This is a genomic window from Pseudomonas sp. LBUM1673, from assembly GCF_059695645.1.
In genome coordinates this window covers 4,625,127-4,645,193 of sequence record NZ_CP166780.1, presented here as the reverse complement: position 1 = coordinate 4,645,193, position 20,067 = coordinate 4,625,127, and the positions used below count along the sequence as shown (strand labels likewise).

Below are 20,067 nucleotides of genomic sequence, written 5' to 3'. Positions count from 1 at the left end.
GTTTTATGAAGTTTCGCTCAGTATCAGTCCCTGCTGCCTCAACACCCCCCAGTATTACCCCTCACAAGCGCTTTTCGATGCGCGTGGCCGAGTGGCTACTGGACAGCCCGCGCCTGGGCGAAAACCCCAGCGTCAAATACTTCGCCGGACGTTTGCTCAAGCAGCCTGCCCGTGAAGGCGTCGTGGCCGCGCAAAGCCGTCTCGGCCAGCTGATGTGTCGCGAATGCGGTAACGCCCGGGATCTGCGCATTGGCCAGGAGCTGTTGCGTCAGGCCGCGCGTGCGGGGGACCGACGCGCGCAACAGGAACTCGGCCTGACCGAAGACTGAGCTGTCCAAGACCTGACGCCTTGGTTAACCTTCACGCTTTAATCTAATCGGCAGGAGTGGCTATGGCGATGGACTTGACCAGCGCTTTGCTGGGTCTGGCGGGCGCTGCATTGCCGTTACTGGTACTGGCCTGGCAACTTCAGCGTCGGGCAAGTGCGGGGCAGGCCGAACTGGCACTGCTGGAAGAGCGCCTCGCCATGGCCCAGTTGACGCAGGACGGCTTGAATGCCCAGCTCGACACCTGCCGTGATGAAATCGCTGATCTGAGCCAGGCCAACGCCGCCAAACAAGCTGATCTGGCCGCCGTGCGCCGTGAAGTCGAACTGCTCCAGATCGAACGCGACGATGCCCGCGACGCCGCCCACGCCTGGAACATCGAACGTGCCGGCAAAGAGGCTGAGTTGCGTCGCCTGGACGCCCAAACCGCCTCCCTCAACGCCGAGCTGCGTGAGCAGCAGGAAAGCCATCAGCAGCGCCTCAACGACCTGCAAGGCTCGCGGGACGAGCTGCGAGCGCAATTCGCCGAGCTGGCGGGCAAGATCTTCGATGAGCGTGAGCAGCGTTTTGCCGAAACCAGCCAGCAGCGTTTGGGGCAGTTGCTCGATCCGTTGAAGGAACGCATCCAGTCGTTTGAAAAACGCGTCGAGGAAAGCTATCAGGCTGAAGCTCGCGAGCGTTTTTCCCTGGCCAAGGAACTGGAGCGGCTGCAACAACTGAACCTGCGCCTGAGCGACGAAGCCACCAACCTGACGCGCGCCTTGAAAGGGCAGAAAACCCAAGGCAACTGGGGCGAACTGATTCTCGAGCGGGTGCTTGAGCACGCGGGCCTGGAGAAGGGGCGTGAGTACCAGACCCAGGTCAATCTCAAGGGGCCGGACGGCGAGCGTTTCCAGCCGGATGTGATTATTTACCTGCCCGGTGACAAACAGGTCGTGGTCGATTCCAAGGTCAGCCTGACGGCTTATCAGCAATACGTGGCGGCGGAGGACGACGGCATCGGTCAGATCGCCATCAAGCAGCACGTGCTGTCCCTGCGCAATCACGTCAAAGGCCTGGCCGGCAAGGATTACAAACGACTCGACGGCTTGCACAGCCTGGATTTCGTCCTGCTTTTCGTCCCGATCGAAGCGGCGTTTTCGGCGGCATTGCAGGCGGAGCCGACGCTGTTTCAGGAGGCCTTCGACCGCAATATCGTGATTGTCAGCCCGACCACGTTGCTGGCCACCTTGCGGGTTATCGACAGCCTGTGGAAGCAGGAGCGCCAGAGCCAGAACGCCCGGGAAATCGCCGAGCGCGCCGGTTGGCTGTACGACAAGTTCGTGTTGTTCATTCAGGATCTGGATGAGGTCGGCAATCGCTTGCAGCAACTGGACAAGGCCTACAGTTCGGCACGCAACAAGCTGACTGAAGGCCGCGGTAACCTGGTCAGTCGTAGCGAGCAGCTCAAGTTGCTTGGGGCGCGGGCCAGCAAGAGCTTGCCGGCAGACCTGCTGGAGCGAGCGATGACGGATGTCGATGGCTTGGCCGAATTGCCGGAGTAAGCCTCTGGTTTCCGATGATATTTGTGGCGAGGGTGCTTGCTCCCGTTGGGCTGCGCAGCAGCCCCCGTTTCCCGTAAGGCAATCCGCGTGGCGTGTTTTGCGACTGCTTCGCAGTCGAGCGGGAGCAAGCTCCCTCGCCACAGGTTCTGGGCTAGCCAGACGCATTTATTACAACGGCAAATGCCGACTCAACAACGCCCGCAACGCCGCCGGTTTCACCGGTTTGGCCAGGTAATCCAGGCCCGCTGCATGCACTTGGGCCACCGTCTCCGGCCGTCCATCGGCACTGATCACCACCCCCGGCACCGGCTCGCCCAGTTGCGTGCGAAGCCATGCCATCAACTCGGTTCCGGTCTCGCCATCGTCCAAGTGGTAATCCACCAGCGCCAATTGCGGGCGAACCCCGTCGCCGAGCAACGTCGCGCATTCCTCACGGTTGCGCGCGGTCCAGACCTGGCAACCCCAGCGCGTGAGCAGGCTGTTCATGCCAATCAGGATGCTGTCTTCGTTATCGATACACAGCACCTGCGCGCCGCTGAGCAAATGGCCATTGAGTTCGGCGACCTTGGCCGGTGCCACGGTTTGTGCTTGGGCCAGTGGCACGCTGACACTGAACACGCTGCCGCGACCCGGCCAGGAACGCACGCGCAAGGTGTGACCCAATACTCGACACAACCCGTCGGCAATCGCCAGCCCCAGTCCCAGACCTTTCTCTGCACGGGTCTGGTGGCTGTCGAGGCGTTTGAACTCTTCGAAAATCACCTGCTGTTTGTCTTCCGGAATGCCCGGTCCACGGTCCCAGACTTCCAGACACAACTCGCCGTTGCGCCGCCGAACGCCCAGCAGCACCGGCCCCTTGGCGTAGCGGAAGGCATTGGTCAGGAAGTTCTGCAAGATCCGTCGCAGCAGTTTGATGTCGCTGTCGACTCGTAATGCGCTGCCCCTGACGCGGAATTTCAGCCCCTGTTCCTGAGCCAGTGCCTTGAACTCGGCGCCGAGCGCATGGAACAACTCATTGAGCTCGAAGGGGTTGCGATCAGGGTTGATCTTGCCGTTTTCCAGGCGGGAAATATCCAGCAGATCGCTGATCAGGTCCTCGGCTGAGCGCAGTGAACTGTCCAGGTGATGAACCAGCTTCTGTGCCTCGCTGGACAAACCGTCTTCCTGATGGGTGAGGGCGGCAGAGAACAGTCGCGCGGCGTTCAGCGGTTGCATCAAGTCATGGCTGACGGCGGTCAGGAAACGGGTTTTCGACTGGTTGGCCGATTCGGCGGTGCCCTTGGCTTCGGTCAGGGCGACGTTAAGTTGCGACAGTTCGTGGGTCCGTTCGGTGACCCGTTGTTCGAGGCCTTCGTTCGCTTCGGTCAGCGCCTGCTCGGCCTCGCGGAACGCGGTGATGTCGGTGAAGCTCATGACGAAACCGCCGCCGGGCATCGGGTTGCCGATCAGCTCGATCACTCGACCATTGGGGAACAACCGCTCGGAAGTATGGGCCCGGCCCTGACGCATCCAGTGCAAGCGACGGGCGACATGCACTTGCGCTTCGCCGGCGCCGCACAGGCCGCGCTCGGCGTTGTAGCGAATGATGTCGGCAATCGGTCGGCCAACGCTGATCAAGCCGTCGGGGTAGTTGAATAACTCGAGGTAACGCCGGTTCCAGGCCACCAGTTTCAACGACTGGTCGACCACGCTGATGCCTTGGGTGATGTTCTCGATGGCGCCTTGCAGCAGGGCGCGGTTGAACTGCAGCACTTCCGAAGTTTCGTCGGCGATCCGTACGACGTCCTCGAGTTGCATTTCCCGACCTTCGATGGCGGCTTTTACCACTGCGCGGGTCGACGATGCGCCAAGTACACCGGCCAGCAAGCGTTCGGTATGGGCGATCCATTCACCGTCAGCGTTCTGGTTCGGGTTGAAGCCTTTGCCCTGACGGTAGGCGAAACGGATGAAGCTCTGGCGAGCCCGTTCTTCACCGACAAAACGGGCAGCCAGTTGCAGCAAGTCGTCGATCTGTACCGCCAGCATCGAACGGGCGCTGGGGCGGGCGCTGACTTCCTGGCCGATGAAGCGGCCGGCCTGCCAGTGCTCCGAAACCCGCGTGCGTGACAGCACCGAAACCCAGGCGAACAAGGTGAAGTTGCCCGCCAGGGACAGCACCACCCCTTGAGTCAGCGGCGTGATTGGCAGGTTCAGCGGGTTGCCCTGTAGCCAGGCCAGGCCTGGAAAACTGCTCAGGGGCAAACCGAGACTGTTGGCGGCGATCGGTAACACCAGGGTGTAGAACCAGAGGAACGTGCCGGCGGCCAGCCCGGCGAACACGCCCCGGCGGTTAGCCTGTTTCCAGTACAGCGCGCCGAGCATGGCGGGGGCCAGTTGGGTCACGGCGGCGAAGGCGATCTGGCCGATGGTCGCCAGGCTCGCGGTGGAGCCCAGCAGGCGATAGCTGACGTAGGCCAGCAGCAGAATGACCACGATGCTCACCCGGCGCACCGAAAGCATCCACTGGCGGAACACTTCGAATGGCCGCTCGGCGTTGTTGCGCCGCAGCAACCAGGGCAGCAACAGGTCGTTGGAGAGCATGGTCGACAGCGCTACGCTGGCGACGATCACCATGCCGGTCGCCGCCGAAGCGCCGCCGATAAACGCCAGCATCGCCAGGGCCGGGTGAGATTGGGCCAGGGGCAGACTGATGACGAATGAGTCCGGCAACACCGAGCTGGGCAGCATCATCTGACCGGCCAGCGCGATCGGCACGACAAACAACGCCGCCAACGCCAGATAGGCCGGGAACACCCATTTGGCCAAACGCAGATCCTGAGGATCGATGTTTTCCACCACGGTCACGTGGAACTGCCGGGGCAGGCAGATAATCGCCATCATCGCCACACCGGTCTGCACCACCATGGACGGCCAGTTGATGGTTTCCTTCCAGTACGCTTCAAGGCGCGGAGCGAGCATGGCCTGGTCGAACAGGTCGTCGAAACCGTCGTACAGGCCATAGGTTACAAACGCGCCGACCGCGAGAAAAGCGAACAGCTTGACCAGCGATTCAAAGGCAATCGCCAGCACCATGCCGCGGTGGTGTTCCGTGGCGTCGAGGTTGCGGGTACCGAAAACGATGGTGAACAGCGCCAGCACCAGCGACACGATCAGTGCCGTGTCCTGCGCGCGCGTGCCCATGGCGTCGGCACCGGCGCCGATCAGCAGATTTACGCCCAGCACGATGCCCTTGAGCTGCAAGGCAATGTAGGGCAGCACGCCGACCAGGCAGATCAACGCCACCACCACCGCCAGAGACTGGGATTTGCCGTAGCGGGCGGCGATGAAGTCGGCGATGGAGGTGATGTTTTCCTGCTTGCTGATCATCACCATTTTTTGCAGAACCCACGGCGCGCACACCAGCAGCAGGATCGGCCCGAGGTAGATCGGCAGGAATGACCAGAGTTGTTCGGCCGCCTGGCCGACGGCGCCAAAGAACGTCCAGCTGGTGCAATAAACGGCCAGCGACAGGCTGTACACCCAGGCACGCATCCGTGGCGGCAACGGCGCACTGCGACGGTCGCCGTAAAAGGCGATGGCGAACAGAATGGCCATATAGGCCAGGGAGACGGTGGCGATCAGCCCGATGGACAGCGACATGGGAACTCCAGACAAAAGACATCCGGGACTCCCGCCCGGTCCAGACAGTCTCGCATGACCGCCTGAGTTAGTCAGTGTCGACCAAGGTCGTGGCGGGGCGGGGTGTCGCAGGTTCGAAGTCAGTTGGATCTTTGGTGTCTTGTCGGGCCTCTTCGCGGGCAAGCCTCGCTCCTACAAGGTTACGCAATACCTGTAGGAGCGAGGCTTGCCCGCGAAAGCGGTCTCACTGACTGAACGCAATATCGATCAACCGATGCAGTCCGTCAAAGCCTGTGGCGTCGATGTTCGATGACCGCTAGCCTTGGCGCTGCCATTCATTTCGACGGACCGACCCATGAAGATCATCCGCAGCAAATCCTTCACCGGTGACCGCGCCTGGGCGGCGTTGGATATCGCCAACATGAACGGCATCACCACACGTTTGCACTGGACCGATCAACCCTATAAATGGCACATCAACGATGGCCAGGAAGTGTTCGTGGTGCTCGATGGGCAGGTGCAGATGCGTTATCGCGAAGCAGGCTTCGAAAAGGAAACGCTACTCGAAGTTGGCGATATTTTTTATGCGTCGGTGGGCACCGAGCATGTGGCTCATCCGCTGGGCGTGGCAAGGATATTGGTGATCGAGACTGAAGGCAGCGTCTGATGACATATCTGCAAAACAGATAACAGTTAGAGAAATTACCCGTTATATCGATATTCCATTCGGATCTACCATGGACTCCACCTCACGAGAGGACAGGAGTTCACCATGACCTGCACCCATAGCGTTAAACCCGGTATCAAACCGATCAGTCATTTGCAGCACCCACGAGAGGCCATCCGCCAATTCACCCCCAACTGGTTCGCGGCGACCATGGGCACTGGTGTATTGGCACTGGCGCTTGCGCATTTGCCGGTGTCGATTCCCGGTCTGCATGCGTTTGCCGAAGGTCTGTGGCTGTTCAATATCGTTCTGTTTGTCTTGTTCATGGCTATGTATACCGCGCGTTGGGCAATGTTCTTCGACGAAGCGCGACGAATTTTCGGCCATTCCACGGTTTCGATGTTTTTCGGCACCATTCCCATGGGGCTTGCGACCATCATTAATGGCTTTTTGCTGTTCGGTCTGCCGCGTTGGGGCGACGGTGTGATTCATGTCGCCGAAGTGCTGTGGTGGCTGGACGTGGCGATGTCGCTGGCCTGCGGCGTCCTGATTCCCTACATGATGTTTACCCGCCAGGAGCACAGCATCGACCAGATGACCGCTGTCTGGCTGTTGCCGGTGGTGGCGGCGGAAGTGGCGGCGGTCAGCGGCGGCTTGCTGGCGCCACACTTGGTCGATGCTCATTCACAACTGGTGGTGTTGGTTACCAGCTACGTGCTCTGGGCCTTTTCCCTGCCGGTGGCGTTCAGCATTCTGACTATCCTGTTGTTGCGCATGGCGTTGCATAAATTACCCCACGAAAACATGGCCGCCTCGAGCTGGCTGGCCCTTGGGCCGATTGGCACCGGTGCGCTGGGCATGTTGCTGTTGGGCGCCGACGCGCCGGCGATCTTTGCCGCCAACGGTCTACCGGGTATCGGCGAGATTGCCGCGGGGCTTGGATTGGTGGCCGGCATCACGCTGTGGGGCTTCGGGCTCTGGTGGATGCTGATGGCGCTGCTGATCACCGTGCGTTACTTGCGCGCCGGTATCCCGTTCAACCTCGGCTGGTGGGGGTTCACTTTCCCGCTGGGTGTCTACTCCCTGGCCACGCTGAAACTGGCCAGTGCCTTGAACCTGATATTTTTCAGTGGCTTTGGTTGCGTGTTGGTGGCGATGCTGGCGGTGATGTGGCTGATAGTTGCCAAACGGACGGTGCAGGGCGCGTGGCGTGGTGAATTGTTTGTCTCGCCGTGCATTGCAGGATTAAAGCAATAACCGGCAAAGATTAGGTAATGTGTGTGGCCTGGATTGACGTTCTACATTCCAATAATGCTACCCAAAATCAGCTATCCAAAATCAGGGACACATGGAAGATGAGTCACCCCTCACAGTTCACCTTGCTTCGCACTCGGCACTTCCTGCCGTTTTTTGTCACGCAGTCCCTTGGGGCCTTCAACGACAACATCTTCAAGCAGTCGCTGATCCTCGCCATTTTGTACAAGCTGACGATCGAGGGTGACCGTTCGATCTGGGTCAATCTGTGTGCGTTGCTGTTTATCCTGCCGTTCTTCCTGTTCTCGGCCCTGGCCGGGCAGTTCGGGGAAAAGTTCGCCAAGGACGCGCTGATCCGTCTGATCAAGCTCGGGGAAATCGTCATCATGGCGGTGGGCGCGGTCGGCTTCATGTTCGATCACCTGTCGCTGATGCTGCTGGCGCTGTTTGCCATGGGCACCCACTCGGCGTTGTTCGGGCCGGTGAAGTATTCAATCCTGCCGCAGGCCTTGCGCGAAGAAGAGCTGGTGGGCGGCAACGGTCTGGTGGAAATGGGCACCTTTCTGGCGATTCTCGCCGGGACGATTGGTGCCGGGATCATGATGTCCGCCAGCAACTACGCGCCGGTCGTGTCCACGGCAATCATCGGTATTGCGGTGCTCGGTTACCTGGCCAGCCGCAGCATTCCCCGGGCCGCCGCGGCATCGCCACAAATGCGCTTGAACTGGAACATCTTCAGCCAGTCCTGGGCCACCTTGAAGCTGGGCCTGGGGCAAACGCCTGCGGTATCGCGTTCGATCGTCGGCAACTCCTGGTTCTGGTTTGTCGGGGCGATTTATCTGACGCAAATCCCGGCGTATGCCAAGGAGTGGATGCACGGCGATGAGACCGTGGTGACGCTGATTCTTACAGTGTTCTCGGTCGGTATCGCACTGGGTTCGATGCTCTGCGAGAAACTCTCCGGGCGCAAAGTCGAGATCGGTCTGGTGCCGTTCGGCTCGTTCGGTCTGACAGTGTTTGGCCTGCTGCTGTGGTGGCATTCCGGCGGGATTCCAGACAGCGTTGCCGGCCATGGCTGGATCGAAGTCCTTGGGTTCGGTCACGCCTGGCTGGTGTTGATCGACATTCTGGGCCTTGGGGTCTTCGGCGGTTTCTACATCGTGCCGCTGTATGCGCTGATCCAGTCGCGTACCGTCGAGAATGAGCGTGCGCGGGTGATCGCCGCCAACAACATTCTCAACGCCTTGTTCATGGTGGTGTCGGCGATTGTGTCGATCGTCTTGCTGAGCATCGCCAAACTGTCGATCCCGCAGCTGTTCCTGGTGGTGTCGCTGCTGAACATTGGCGTCAACGCTTACATCTTCAAAATCGTGCCTGAGTTCAGCATGCGCTTCATGATCTGGCTGCTCGGCCACTCCATGTACCGCGTCGAACATCGCAACCTGGAGCTGATTCCTGATGAGGGCGCGGCGCTACTGGTTTGCAATCATGTGTCGTTCGTTGATGCCTTGCTGATTGGCGGCGCAGTGCGTCGGCCGATTCGCTTTGTGATGTATTACAAGATCTACAACCTGCCGGTGCTGAACTTCATCTTCCGCACGGCCGGGACAATTCCGATCGCTGGGCGTCAGGAAGACATTCAGATCTACGAAAAAGCCTTCACCCGCATCGCCCAATACCTGAAGGACGGCGAGCTGGTGTGCATTTTTCCTGAAGGCAAGTTGACCGCTGATGGTGAGATCAACGAGTTCAAGGGCGGGCTTACGCGGGTTCTCGAAGAAACACCGGTGCCAGTGATTCCGCTGGCGTTGCAGGGGTTGTGGGGGAGTTTCTTCAGCCGCGATCCGAACAAGGGGATGTTTCGTCGGTTGTGGTCGCGGGTGACGTTGGTGGCAGGTCCTGCGGTGGCCGTTGAGGTGGCTGAGCCAGCCAAATTGCAAGGGTTGGTGGGGAATTTGCGTGGGGCCGTTAGATAGTTGTTGAGCGGGCGGGCCTCTTCGCGGGCAAGCCTCGCTCCTACAGGGATTGGTGGTGTGTCCACAATATATGGCTCAACACAAAACCTGTAGGAGCGAGGCTTGCCCGCGAAGACGGTAGTGGCTTAAGCGCTAACCTTGAGCCCAATCAAACCGGCAATGATCAACGCCACACTGGCCAGCCTGAACAGCGCCATGGATTCACCAAACAGAATGATCCCGGCGATCACCGTGCCCACCGCACCCACGCCAGTCCAGATCGCATAGGCCGTGCCCAGCGGCAACTCTTTCATGGCAAGGCCCAGCAGGCCAAGGCTGATCGCCATGGCGGCAATAGTCAGTGCGGTAGGAAGAGGGCGGCTGAAGCCGTCGGTGTATTTCAGGCCCACGGCCCAGCCGACTTCGAACAGACCGGCAAAAAACAGAATGATCCAGGACATCAGAGACCTCCATCGATGGATGGGGTCGTCCCCGGATTAATGACTCGATCGAGCCGCGAGGTCGTCCCCGCGTTGCGCAACAGAGTGCCGATCATTAACCCGAGGATCAAGTTTCGGCTTACTCAGCTGCCTGCTGCGCAGCGGTTTGCCGATCTTGTTTCTCGCTCATGCGACGGAAATACGTCGAGAGCAGCGCCCCGGAAATGTTGTGCCAGACGCTGAACAACGCGCTTGGCACCGCCGCTAGCGGCGAGAAGTGCGCACTGGCCAGGGCCGCACCCAGGCCGGAGTTCTGCATGCCGACTTCCAGTGCCAGGGATTTGCGCTGGGCCAGTGGCAGGTTGAACAGGCGCCCGGTGAAGTAACCCAGCAAGTAGCCGAAGCTGTTGTGCAACATCACCACGGCCATGATCAGCAGGCCGGATTCGGCAATCTTCGCCTGGCTGGCAGCCACCACGGCAGTGACGATGATTACGATGCTCACCACCGACACCAGTGGCAACACGTCTACCGCGTGACGAACCCGATCCCCGAGCACGCGCTGGGCGACTACGCCCAGCACGATCGGCAGCAGCACGACTTGCAGGATCGACCAGAACAGCTCCATGAACGACACCGGCAACCAGGCCGAGGCCAGCAGCCAGATCAGCGCTGGCGTCAGCAGCGGAGCGAGGAGGGTGGTGACGGCGGCGATGGCCACCGACAACGCCAGATCGCCCCGGGCCAGCCAGGTCATTACATTCGACGAGGTGCCGCTTGGGCAGCAGCCGACCAGAATCACGCCGACGGCGATTTCCGGTGACAGGTGGAAAACCTGGCAAAGCAACCACGCCACACCGGGCATGATCACGAAATGGGCGACCACACCCAGGGCCACGCGCCACGGATGGCGAGCGACTTCGGCGAAGTCTTCGAGCTTGAGGGTCAGGCCCATGCCGAACATCACCAACCCCAGCAGCGGCACAATGGCGCCTTTCAAACCGATGAACCAGGCCGGTTGCACAAACGCCACGACGGCGAAAATCAGTACCCAGTAAGCGAAGGTGTTACCGACAAAACGACTCAGTGCAGCCAGTGCGCGCATGGCCTGATCCTTATTGTTAAGTAGCACCACAAAACCAATGTGGGAGCGAGCCTGCTCGCGATGAGGGACTGACATTCAACAATGATGTTGACTGAAACTCCGCTATCGCGAGCAGGCTCGCTCCCACAGGGACAATCATTTGCCTTTAAATGCCCTGCGGGGTCTCTTCACCACCCAACGCTTCAACCATCGACGGCAGGAAGTCGCCAAAGGTCAGCATCATCAGGGTGAAGCTGGCGTCCAGTTGGCCCAGGGCTTCGTCGCCACCGTCCTGTTCCGCCTGATCTTGCAGCAGATCTTCAAACTTCAGGCGCTTGACCACCATTTTGTCGTCGAGTACGAACGACAGTTTGTCCTGCCAGGCCAGCGACAGTTGAGTGACCACTTTGCCGGTGCTCAGGTGCAGCTGGATTTCTTCGCTGGTCAGGTCCTGACGCTTGCAGCGCACGATGCCGCCGTCTTCGTGGGTATCGCGCAGTTCGCACTCGTCCAGCACAAAGAAATCGTCCGCGGCTTTCTGGGTGGTGACCCACTCGGTCATGGTGGCGGTCGGCGACATCTTCACCGTCAGCGGACGCACCGGCAGCGAGCCGATTACTTCACGCAGGGTGGAGAGCAGGTCCTCGGCACGTTTCGGGCTGGCCGAGTTGACCAGGATAAGGCCCTGTTTCGGCGCGATGGCGGCGAAGGTCGACGAGCGACGGATAAAGGCGCGGGGCAGGAAGGCCTGGATGATTTCATCCTTGATCTGATCGCGTTCCTTTTTGTAGACCTTGCGCATTTGCTCGGCTTCGATCTCTTCGACCTTTTCCTTCACCGCGTCACGCACGACACTGCCCGGCAGAATGCGTTCTTCCTTTCGGGCGGCGATCAGCAGGAAATCCCCGCTGATGTGCACCAGCGGCGCGTCTGCGCCCTTGCCGAATGGCGCGACGAAACCGTAGGTGGTCAACTCCTGGCTTGCACATGGACGCGCCAGTTTGGTGGCCAGTGCAGTTTCCAACGCCTCGGCATCAAAAGGCAGATCTTGGGTCAGGCGATAGATAAGCAGGTTTTTGAACCACATGGGGTGAGTCTCTCCTTTATACAAAGGGGGGCATTATTCTCTTAGCGGCGCCATAGGCCAACCCTTCGCTAAGCCTTTGGAAGGCCTGAAAAAATTAATTTAAAAAGTGCTTGCCAGAGGTGTGGTCGCTCCGTAGAATGCGCGCCACACCGAAAGTGAAGGGTGATTAGCTCAGCTGGGAGAGCGTCTGCCTTACAAGCAGAATGTCGGCGGTTCGATCCCGTCATCACCCACCATTCGCTTTAGTGTTACGCGCAGCGGTAGTTCAGTCGGTTAGAATACCGGCCTGTCACGCCGGGGGTCGCGGGTTCGAGTCCCGTCCGCTGCGCCATATTCGGTTACCTGGAACGCTGAACGCCAGGTCACCACGGAAAAACCCGCTAACGCGGGTTTTTTTCTGTCCATGGTTTGAACGTTGTTCCTGCAGGTCGTGTCGTTTTACCGATTTTCAGATTTTTTGATAAATTTATCAATTAAATCAACACTTTATGAAAATCTGTGGCACAATGCGCCCCGCAACGAAGGTAAAGGGTGATTAGCTCAGCTGGGAGAGCGTCTGCCTTACAAGCAGAATGTCGGCGGTTCGATCCCGTCATCACCCACCACTTACTTTCAACGCTACGCGCAGCGGTAGTTCAGTCGGTTAGAATACCGGCCTGTCACGCCGGGGGTCGCGGGTTCGAGTCCCGTCCGCTGCGCCATATTCGGTATCTGGAACGCTGAACGCCAGATCACCACAGAAAGCCCGCTTAATGCGGGCTTTTTGCTGTCTGGGATTTGGCTTTGTGCTGGATCGACTGAAAAAGCGACCCGAACAGGTCAATGCCATTAAGTTCTGTGGGAGCGGGCTTGCCCGCGATAGCGACCTGTCTGACACATCAATGGTGAATGTGCTGCCATCATCGCGGGCAAGCCCGCTCCCACAGGGATTTTGCTTAACTGACTGGCACAACCCGAACAGGTCGCTTTTTTCGTTTCTGCCTAGTTTATTGTTCGGCGTTGCGGCTGTGTCGGTAGTCGCTGACGGCTTCGTACACGGCTTTGCGTAACCGGTTGATCCCACCAATCGGCCTATGGGCTTCAAGGCCGAACCATGGGTTGAACGACTGATTGTCACATTGCAGGTTCAGCGCCGGGGTGTCGAAATCCTGGGCGGGCAGCTTGATCCGGGCCACGGTTTCGAAGGGGGCGTCGCGCTCACGCCACTCGATGCTGGTGTCTTCGATCGGCATGTATTGGCTCGGATCCTGACGCTGGATCTGTAAAACGAAACAGGCCGGCACCCGGTCAGTCGACAACTGCTGGTTCAGCGCACTGCGCAGGAAGTTCGGCAGGTTTTGATTTTGCGTGGGCAGCGCGTAGATCGGGCAGCTATCAGGATCCGGCATCACCCGGAATTTGGCGTTGGCTTCACCAAACTTGTACGGCGAAACCGAAAAGTAGGTGGTCTGCGTCGGGCTTGCCGGGGCCGGGGAGAGTGTCGCCAGCGCAACAAACAGATGGCGAACCTGCCAGGTGCGCGGGTCCCAACCCGGGAAGAACGCCATCACCTTTTTGCCGTCAGCCTGAGCGGCCACATTCTGACGATATTCGGCGACATCGCTGACAAAGAAGTTCGGATGGTTGAACATCACGAAATCCTGTTCGCTGTGCCCTTGTCGGTCACTCAGCAACTGTTTGCCAGGCACATCGAGCAGTTTGATCGCCATGCCCCGGGCATCGCGGATGCTGTCGAACTGCGGATATGCATTGCCGTTGGACAGCCTCACCGTCGCTTGCCAGGTTTTGCCGGGTTCGCTGAACACGCCTTGACGTAACTCCGTTGCCAGATCCGGCAACACCTGAACTTCAGCCTTCACGCAGCCATGGGCCTTGGCGTGGGCGTCGCGCAGGTAGCGGGTACTTTCGCGGTGTTGATCGACGATACGCACGGCCGTCTGAATGATGTCCTGGGTCATCGCCGCTTCGCCGTCCGGAATCAGTTCTTCAGCCGATACCGGGCCGCGATGCTGCCAGGCGGACCATGCGGTGAACAGCGCCCAGCCGAGCAGGCCCAGACCCAGCAACCACAGCAGGGTTTTGCCGAGGAAGGCGCCCAGGCGCAGCCAGAGAGTGATTAGCATGGGTCAATCCTTATGACTGAGGAGAGGGGCAGGCAATTGCGACTCCAGCGGGCCGCCCAACACTTTCAGGTATTCCAGCAGCGCCCAGCGTTCCTCCGGTTGCAGCAGGCGACCTATCACGCCGTTACCGCGCTCGCCTGCGCGGAACTCGTGACCACTGTTGTGATTGCCGGTGATGCGCGTGTCGAACGCAAAACCGTTGGTGAAGGCTTCAGTGCGATAGCCCAGGTGTTTGGGGTCGTATTCGAAGGTGCCCTTGTAGAACGTGGTCGCGCGTTCATCCTGGGGCGAGAGCAGTTGATAAATGCTCGGCACCGAACCGTTGTGCAGAAACGGCGGCGTGGCCCACACGCCCGCCAGTGGTCGGGCTTTGTAGCTGCGCAATTCCTGGACGCCGATAGGCAGGCCGAAACCGTCCAGATTGGGACGCTCTGCGGGTGTCACATTGGCTTCGCGGTAGGCTTGGTTCCCCACGAAAGCCGTGACGTAGGCCAGCCCCTTGGCCACTGACAACTGGCTCAAATCCAAGGGTTGCGTTGGTTTGGGATGCAGTTGTACGTCCAGTTGCGCAAGCTCTGCCGGATCCCACTGCAAGGCCGTCAGATCGAAGCGATGGTCGGCAATATTGTTGGCGGCGCCGGGGTCTGTGCCAATCACCTCCACGGGCAGTAATTTCAGATGTTGCACCGGTCTGCCGTCGCTTTGGGTGACACGGGGTACATGGCACCCGGCGCAGTTTTCAGCGAATAGCGCGCGGCCTTTTACGGCCAAGGGCTTGTCGATGTTGCCCAACAGGGCTTCCGGCCAGGCGGGCGGTTTGAGTCGTTGCAGGGTTTGCTCGATCCGGTGCAGATCGCGCACCCGGACGCTGGACGGGTAGCGGGTATCGCCCTTGAGGGGTTGCCCGCTGCTGTCGAAGAAATTCAGCGTGGCGCCGACGCCCAAGGCCTCGCCGATGTTGCGGGCCATCGGTTGCTGCGCCGAACCGTTCCACTGCACCCAGTCGAAGGTCCACATCTCCCACAGTTGCGGGTAATCCACTGGAGCGTTGGCCACGCGGTAGTTGGCGGGCGAAATCGCGTCGCCGAAACTGGCGTTGGCAATGCGCCCGAAGGCGTCGGTGCGGCCGGGGCCTTCTTCGGTGGGATAGAGCCCGCGATGGGTGTCGTTCCAGGCCACTTTCAAGAAGGTATCGAGTGAACTTTTAAAGTCTTGGCGTAACTGTTCATGACGTGCGTCGTAGTCCTGACCCAAAACGTTGCGTGCGAAACGTTCGAATTTCCAGGGGTTGTAGTAAGTCGAGGCGAGGCTGGCCACCAGTGCCTGGCCGAAGCTGCCGCCACGCAGGGTCGGGACGCTGGCTGGCAATACATGCTGGGCCGAGCCGCCGTCGATGCGTACGGCCTGGCCATTGAAGCGTAATTCACCGGTGTGGCAGGCGGCGCAGGTGATGTCCAGAAACTCGTCCTGGCTGCCGGGGTTTTGATGACGGGCAAAACCGACAGGCAGGTTACCAGGGTTGTTCGGCGTGGCTTTCTGGCTCGGGTCAATCAGAAAACCAAAGCGTGCGAGGTATTCGGGAGCGGCGAACCGGCGTTGCGAGAAGGGCAGTTCGAGGGCGTTGAACCAGTCATAGCGCAAGCCTTTGACCTGGGTACCCTGAGGTGTGAAGTAGTAAGCCTGGCGGTCGGCGGCGTTCCATTGCTCCAGGTAATGCACCTGTTGCACCGGTGACCAGGCCGGTAATTTCGGGTTGGCGACGTAGTACAGCACCACTGCGAGGGCCAGCCCCAGCAGTACTGCGATCAGAATCAGCAAACGGAATATGAGGCGCAAGATAAACATCCTTGTCAATTAGTAGCTATCTTATGCCTCAGCTGACGAGGTGCGGCAAGAGGCCATTACGCCAGAGGCTATGGGAACCGGCATCCGGGTCTGTGAGCGCCAGATGACAGAAGCTTCATTCTTCTATCGCCCAAATGCGTTTAAACACCTGAACTTATCGGATGTTTCCTGCTCTCATGCCGGTAGCCATTGGTCGTGGCGGCCTGATAAGCTCGCGGCTTTACTCGATTGCCCTTTAGGCGCATGAACAAGGAAATAGCATGAAACAGCATCGGTTGGCGGCGGCGGTGGCCCTGGTTGGCCTGGTACTTGCGGGTTGTGATTCGCAGACCAGCGTAGAGCTGAAAACCCCGGCGCAAAAAGCTTCCTACGGTATCGGCTTGAACATGGGCAAAAGCCTGGCTCAGGAAGGCATGGATGACCTGGATTCCAAAGCGGTAGCCCAGGGCATCGAAGATGCCGTCGGCAAGAAAGAACAGAAGCTGAAAGATGAAGAGTTGGTTGAAGCCTTCGCCGCGCTGCAAAAGCGTGCTGAAGAGCGTTTGGCCAAGATGAGCGAAGAGTCGGCAGCCGCTGGCAAGAAGTTCCTTGAAGAAAACGGCAAGAAAGCGGGTGTCGTCACCACGGCTTCCGGCCTGCAATACGAAGTGGTCAAGAAGGCCGATGGCGCGCAGCCCAAGCCGACCGACGTGGTGACGGTTCACTACACCGGTAAACTGACCAACGGCACCGTTTTCGACAGTTCCGTCGAGCGCGGCAGCCCGATCGATCTGCCGGTCAGCGGTGTGATTCCAGGTTGGGTCGAAGGCCTGCAACTGATGCACGTTGGCGAGAAGTACAAACTGTACATCCCTAGCGACCTGGCTTACGGCGCCCAAAGCCCAAGCCCGGCGATTCCAGCCAACTCGGTGCTGGTATTCGACCTGGAGCTGCTGGCCATCAAGGATCCAGCGAAACAAGACGCCACCAAGTAATCCGCGTCTGCTCGAAAAAACAACGCCTCGCTTATGCGGGGCGTTGTTGCATCTGGCATTCAGCGAAGGTAAACAAAGCGAACGGATGCTGTACGCTGGAGTCATAGCCAGTGAGGGCGCCCGAGCTAGACGGACCGCGACACCAAGTCAATGAAATCTTGGGTTTTTTTATGTGAGTAAAAAACGCCCGATCTGAGTCAGGCCCTTATGAAACGGGGCTTTCAGCGGTGAAATGCAGCTCTGTTCACAAGGTTATCCACAATTTGTGTGGATAACATTTCACTGGGAGGAAAATGATGAAAACGCCCTGGAATTTCGCTCGTTTCCTGCCTCTGGCCGGACGCCTGCTCGCCCGTGGTCGTTTGCCGACCCTGCTGTTTGCGGTTGCCAGCAAAGGTGCGAGCCAAGGCAATCGTCTGGGCAAGCTCAAAGACGATCTGCGCTTGTTGCAGGCCCTCTGCCTGGCCTACTGGCGTGGCGAATACCGGGCCATCAGTCCAAAGGCACTGGTCTCGGTGGTGGCCGGTTTGATGTATTTCCTGAGCCCGGTGGATGCGATCCCGGATTTCATCCCGGTATTTGGCATGCTCGACGACATTGCCGTGCTGGCCTGGCTGATGAAAGTCCTCGATGACGAACTCAACGCCTTCCGCGCCTGGCGCAAGCGTCAGTTGCCGGAAAAGCTCGCAGTAGTCGAACGGCTGCCCGATTCCCCGGAACAACTGCAGCTTCAGGGCCCGAAAAAAACCTGAGCCCATTCAGGATCCTCAGATATTCATACCCCCCGCGACCTTGGCCGCTGTTAGGATTACACTTCTAGGGAAAAGTGCCGACTCGCTAAGTGTCGTTGTCCTACGGGGAAGTCATGGATATTCAGATAATCACACGCGAAGGCGAACCCGAGTATGCGGTTCTGCCATGGGCTCAGTATCAGGCTCTACTGAAAGCAGCAGGCATCAAGCAACAAACACCGCGCGACGCCACAGTGCCTCCCGCGGCGGCACCAGACCAGATTCTTCCGGGTCTGGATCAACTACGCAATTTGCGCGAAGGGAAGGGCATCGCCATTGAGGCGCTGGCCCGCACGGTAGGCATCAGCCCGTCATATCTCGCCTTGATCGAAAGCGGTGAGCGTCAACCCGACGCTGCTATTCGCCGCAGCCTCGCCTGGGAATTGACGGTGCCAGGATGGAGGGATGAATCGTGAGCGTACGCATCAGTCGTCAACATTGGGACGGATTGCTGGGGGAACTGGATCAGGCGCGTCGTCAGCGCCATCTTTTGACTTATCGGGCGTTGCTGGAGCGTTTGCAGCTACCCACGCCGGCCATGCAAACCTTGACCGCAGCCCTTGAGCACCTGGCCGCGCTGGATGCCAGAGCCGAGCAGCCGTTGCGCAGTTCGCTGGTGATCAGCCAGGGCGCCAGTCGCTTGCCGCGCACCGGGTTCTTCGAGTGTGTCGAGCGCCTCGGACGCTTCTCCGGGCCGTCCGATGGCGTGGCTGCCGCGTCCTGGCATGCCTCGGAAGTGGTGCGGGTGTTCGAATACGAGTACCCCGAATCGGCAGAAGCCTGAGTGTTTTTACGACTCAAGGCGCGGGCCGGTTACTGGCTGGCCCGCCGGTTGTTCCACTGGTCGTGGTTTGTGCGTCAGCCGCGAGGCTGGCGTTGGCTCGAGGGCCAGTTCGCGCGCATGGCGAACCTGGGTGATGTTGGTGCCCAGAGTTTCTACGGCCACATTCTGACCTTTCGCGGTGTTGGTCTTGGCGCGCGCGAGGAGGGGGTGCGATTACTGCGCCTGGCGGCGTTGGCGGGGGATGGGAAGGCGGCGTATCAGGTTGGTGTGATCTGCCTGGCGGGGACGCCGAGCAAGGCGCCGGATCCGGTGGAAGCGGCGCGGTTTTGGCGTATTGCTTTGAAGGCCGGGCATCCGTTGGCTGAGATCAAGTTGAAAGGGTTGGCGAGCGGCGATACTGCGCAGTAATCGATGTTCTTTGATAAGCATGCGTTGTGGGGGGGCTAATGATGGTCAATTGTAAATTCTATGACGAGCTGCTTTCGGCCAGAAGCGGACATTACCGACTATTCATATTCGTGGGATTTCAAAAAATTAATGTCCTCACTTCATTTGTGCTGATTACTCAATATTTCCGAACATGCTGCATTGGGAAAATTAAATCAAAATTTCTCCGTCTTATTAGCACTACGCATGAAATCAACAAACGCACGCAGCTTTCCTGGCATGTGCTTACGATGCGGGTAGTAAAGATGAAACGCATCGTCCATGCCGCTGTGCTGCTTCAATATCTGCCGAAGGGTGCCTTTTTCTAACTCTTGCTTCGCGAAATCATCGAAAACGAAACCAATGCCTTGGCCTTGTATTGCAGCATCAAGGACGGATCTCATTTCGTCAAAAATTAAACGCCCTTGAACATCGACTTGAACCATTTGATCTCTATCTTCGAACTTCCATTCAAAGAATCTTCCGCCAACTGAATACCGCTGGCGAATGCAGTTGTGCTTCAGCAGTTGCTCCAGAGTCTGTGGCTCAGCCCGCTTGCTGAAGTAATCCGGCGCAGCCACCACAATTCTTTTTTGTACCGCTCCCAACTGTACGGCGACCATGTCGTTTTGCACTCTTTTCCCCATGCGCATGCCGATATCGAAACCGGCATTGACGATATCGCTAAGTTGGTTATCCAGTGATACCTCGACATTAATCAGCGGGAATTTTTCCAGAAACGCCTGAAGATGCGGTTCGATCAAGATACGGTATGCAACGTATGAAGAGTTGATGCGCACTGTGCCGGACGGTTGATCCGTCGCTGTTAAAACCTGTGACAAGGAGCTTTTGATCATTGCCAGGGCAGGCGCTAATTCGGCGTTCAATGAAGCCCCAGCTTCGGTCAAACTGACACTGCGTGTTGTGCGGTTAAACAGTCGCGCATTCAGTTGTGCTTCCACGCTTTTGATAGTGCGTGATACCGCTGTTGGCGTAACACCTAATTCCGCTGCAGCCCGCGCGAAGTTTAAATGCCTTGCAGCAGCTTCGAAGGTCAACAGACCAGGAAGATGCACCGATGGTGCAGCAAGTCCGTCTTTTACGTCGTCAGCGCGAGATGTAGGGCGCATTATGACCTTATTGTTCATA

The 20,067-nt window shown here is 58.9% G+C and carries 17 protein-coding genes and 4 tRNA genes; 14 read left to right on the top strand and 7 right to left on the bottom strand.

Translation table 11 applies throughout. From position 1 onward, the window contains the following. The first annotated feature begins 5 nt into the window (after positions 1–5). Both ACA044_RS21440 and ACA044_RS21435 read left to right on the top strand, forming a co-directional pair. On the top strand, positions 6–329 hold the full coding sequence (locus ACA044_RS21440) for a sel1 repeat family protein (protein WP_497443161.1): 324 nt from the start codon (positions 6–8) through the stop codon (positions 327–329). A gap of 176 nt (positions 330–505) precedes the next feature. Continuing rightward, positions 506–1,870, top strand: coding sequence for a DNA recombination protein RmuC (locus ACA044_RS21435; RefSeq protein ID WP_497447281.1), 1,365 nt, complete (start codon positions 506–508; stop codon positions 1,868–1,870). 168 nt (positions 1,871–2,038) lie between these two features. Here the strand turns inward: ACA044_RS21435 and ACA044_RS21430 are convergent, their stop codons facing one another. Then, positions 2,039–5,509 (bottom strand): hybrid sensor histidine kinase/response regulator, encoded by a 3,471-nt coding sequence (locus ACA044_RS21430; RefSeq protein WP_497443160.1) that lies wholly within the window; start codon positions 5,507–5,509, stop codon positions 2,039–2,041. Positions 5,510–5,843: 334 nt separating this feature from the next. On the opposite strand from ACA044_RS21430, the gene ACA044_RS21425 reads away from it, so the two are divergent. From ACA044_RS21425 to ACA044_RS21415, 3 genes are all read left to right on the top strand, one after another. Further along, positions 5,844–6,155 carry a cupin domain-containing protein gene (locus ACA044_RS21425; RefSeq protein ID WP_497443159.1) on the top strand — a complete coding sequence of 104 codons (312 nt, stop codon included), beginning with the start codon at positions 5,844–5,846 and terminating at the stop codon, positions 6,153–6,155. Positions 6,156–6,260: 105 nt separating this feature from the next. Next, complete coding sequence (locus ACA044_RS21420; RefSeq protein ID WP_497443158.1) at positions 6,261–7,412, top strand: TDT family transporter; 1,152 nt, start codon at positions 6,261–6,263, stop codon at positions 7,410–7,412. A gap of 98 nt (positions 7,413–7,510) precedes the next feature. Next, on the top strand, positions 7,511–9,385 hold the full coding sequence (locus ACA044_RS21415) for an MFS transporter (protein WP_497443157.1): 1,875 nt from the start codon (positions 7,511–7,513) through the stop codon (positions 9,383–9,385). A gap of 125 nt (positions 9,386–9,510) precedes the next feature. On the opposite strand, the gene sugE is transcribed toward ACA044_RS21415, so the two are convergent. The 3 genes from sugE to rdgC form a co-directional block, all read right to left on the bottom strand. Continuing rightward, positions 9,511–9,825, bottom strand: coding sequence for a quaternary ammonium compound efflux SMR transporter SugE (gene sugE, locus ACA044_RS21410; RefSeq protein WP_402811266.1), 315 nt, complete (start codon positions 9,823–9,825; stop codon positions 9,511–9,513). A 118-nt stretch (positions 9,826–9,943) separates the two neighbouring features. Then, a complete protein-coding gene (locus ACA044_RS21405; RefSeq protein ID WP_497443156.1) occupies positions 9,944–10,909 on the bottom strand; it encodes a bile acid:sodium symporter family protein in 966 nt (321 codons plus the stop codon). 145 nt (positions 10,910–11,054) lie between these two features. Further along, positions 11,055–11,975 carry a recombination-associated protein RdgC gene (gene rdgC, locus ACA044_RS21400; protein ID WP_497443155.1) on the bottom strand — a complete coding sequence of 307 codons (921 nt, stop codon included), beginning with the start codon at positions 11,973–11,975 and terminating at the stop codon, positions 11,055–11,057. 160 nt (positions 11,976–12,135) lie between these two features. Between rdgC and ACA044_RS21395 the strand changes: the two genes are divergently transcribed. From ACA044_RS21395 to ACA044_RS21380, 4 genes are all read left to right on the top strand, one after another. Continuing rightward, a tRNA-Val gene (locus ACA044_RS21395) sits at positions 12,136–12,211 on the top strand. An 18-nt stretch (positions 12,212–12,229) separates the two neighbouring features. Then, positions 12,230–12,306: transfer RNA gene (locus ACA044_RS21390), tRNA-Asp, on the top strand. A 198-nt stretch (positions 12,307–12,504) separates the two neighbouring features. After that, positions 12,505–12,580 (top strand) — tRNA-Val (locus tag ACA044_RS21385). 19 nt (positions 12,581–12,599) lie between these two features. Continuing rightward, positions 12,600–12,676: transfer RNA gene (locus ACA044_RS21380), tRNA-Asp, on the top strand. Positions 12,677–12,961: 285 nt separating this feature from the next. On the opposite strand, the gene ACA044_RS21375 is transcribed toward ACA044_RS21380, so the two are convergent. Continuing rightward, on the bottom strand, positions 12,962–14,098 hold the full coding sequence (locus ACA044_RS21375) for a catalase family protein (RefSeq protein WP_497443154.1): 1,137 nt from the start codon (positions 14,096–14,098) through the stop codon (positions 12,962–12,964). Positions 14,099–14,101: 3 nt separating this feature from the next. Continuing rightward, positions 14,102–15,934, bottom strand: coding sequence for a di-heme-cytochrome C peroxidase (locus ACA044_RS21370; RefSeq protein WP_497443153.1), 1,833 nt, complete (start codon positions 15,932–15,934; stop codon positions 14,102–14,104). A gap of 269 nt (positions 15,935–16,203) precedes the next feature. Here ACA044_RS21370 and bamJ point away from each other — a divergent pair, with 269 nt between their 5' ends. The 5 genes from bamJ (at position 16,204) to ACA044_RS21345 (ending at position 18,900) form a co-directional block, all read left to right on the top strand. Continuing rightward, entirely contained in the window at positions 16,204–16,917 is a 714-nt protein-coding gene (gene bamJ, locus ACA044_RS21365) for a BamJ family beta-barrel-assembly machinery protein (protein WP_497443152.1), read from the top strand. 296 nt (positions 16,918–17,213) lie between these two features. Continuing rightward, positions 17,214–17,669, top strand: a complete 456-nt coding sequence (locus ACA044_RS21360) for a YkvA family protein (protein WP_497447280.1) — start codon at positions 17,214–17,216, stop codon at positions 17,667–17,669. Between the two features lie 113 nt (positions 17,670–17,782). Next, a complete protein-coding gene (locus ACA044_RS21355; protein WP_497443151.1) occupies positions 17,783–18,124 on the top strand; it encodes a helix-turn-helix domain-containing protein in 342 nt (113 codons plus the stop codon). Beyond that, positions 18,121–18,492: a hypothetical protein gene (locus tag ACA044_RS21350; RefSeq protein ID WP_007898892.1), complete on the top strand. Its 372-nt coding sequence runs from the start codon at positions 18,121–18,123 to the stop codon at positions 18,490–18,492. Before ACA044_RS21355 ends, ACA044_RS21350 begins: the two co-directional genes overlap by 4 nt. Beyond that, positions 18,493–18,900 (top strand): SEL1-like repeat protein, encoded by a 408-nt coding sequence (locus tag ACA044_RS21345; RefSeq protein ID WP_497443150.1) that lies wholly within the window; start codon positions 18,493–18,495, stop codon positions 18,898–18,900. It abuts the gene before it with no gap. Between the two features lie 194 nt (positions 18,901–19,094). On the opposite strand, the gene ACA044_RS21340 is transcribed toward ACA044_RS21345, so the two are convergent. Continuing rightward, positions 19,095–20,066 (bottom strand): LysR family transcriptional regulator, encoded by a 972-nt coding sequence (locus ACA044_RS21340; protein WP_497443149.1) that lies wholly within the window; start codon positions 20,064–20,066, stop codon positions 19,095–19,097. Position 20,067 lies beyond the last annotated feature (1 nt).

Excerpts from the sequence above, each read along its gene's own strand:
- ACA044_RS21415 (WP_497443157.1), top strand. The coding sequence starts at position 7,511 with ATGAGTCACCCCTCACAGTTCACCTTGCTTCGCACTCGGCACTTCCTG.
- ACA044_RS21425 (WP_497443159.1), top strand. The coding sequence starts at position 5,844 with ATGAAGATCATCCGCAGCAAATCCTTCACCGGTGACCGCGCCTGGGCG.
- ACA044_RS21340 (WP_497443149.1), bottom strand. The coding sequence starts at position 20,066 with ATGAACAATAAGGTCATAATGCGCCCTACATCTCGCGCTGACGACGTA.
- ACA044_RS21355 (WP_497443151.1), top strand. The coding sequence starts at position 17,783 with ATGGATATTCAGATAATCACACGCGAAGGCGAACCCGAGTATGCGGTT.
- ACA044_RS21440 (WP_497443161.1), top strand. The coding sequence starts at position 6 with ATGAAGTTTCGCTCAGTATCAGTCCCTGCTGCCTCAACACCCCCCAGT.
- bamJ (WP_497443152.1), top strand. The coding sequence starts at position 16,204 with ATGAAACAGCATCGGTTGGCGGCGGCGGTGGCCCTGGTTGGCCTGGTA.
- ACA044_RS21360 (WP_497447280.1), top strand. The coding sequence starts at position 17,214 with ATGAAAACGCCCTGGAATTTCGCTCGTTTCCTGCCTCTGGCCGGACGC.
- sugE (WP_402811266.1), bottom strand. The coding sequence starts at position 9,825 with ATGTCCTGGATCATTCTGTTTTTTGCCGGTCTGTTCGAAGTCGGCTGG.
- ACA044_RS21430 (WP_497443160.1), bottom strand. The coding sequence starts at position 5,509 with ATGTCGCTGTCCATCGGGCTGATCGCCACCGTCTCCCTGGCCTATATG.
- rdgC (WP_497443155.1), bottom strand. The coding sequence starts at position 11,975 with ATGTGGTTCAAAAACCTGCTTATCTATCGCCTGACCCAAGATCTGCCT.
- ACA044_RS21420 (WP_497443158.1), top strand. The coding sequence starts at position 6,261 with ATGACCTGCACCCATAGCGTTAAACCCGGTATCAAACCGATCAGTCAT.
- ACA044_RS21375 (WP_497443154.1), bottom strand. The coding sequence starts at position 14,098 with ATGCTAATCACTCTCTGGCTGCGCCTGGGCGCCTTCCTCGGCAAAACC.
- ACA044_RS21405 (WP_497443156.1), bottom strand. The coding sequence starts at position 10,909 with ATGCGCGCACTGGCTGCACTGAGTCGTTTTGTCGGTAACACCTTCGCT.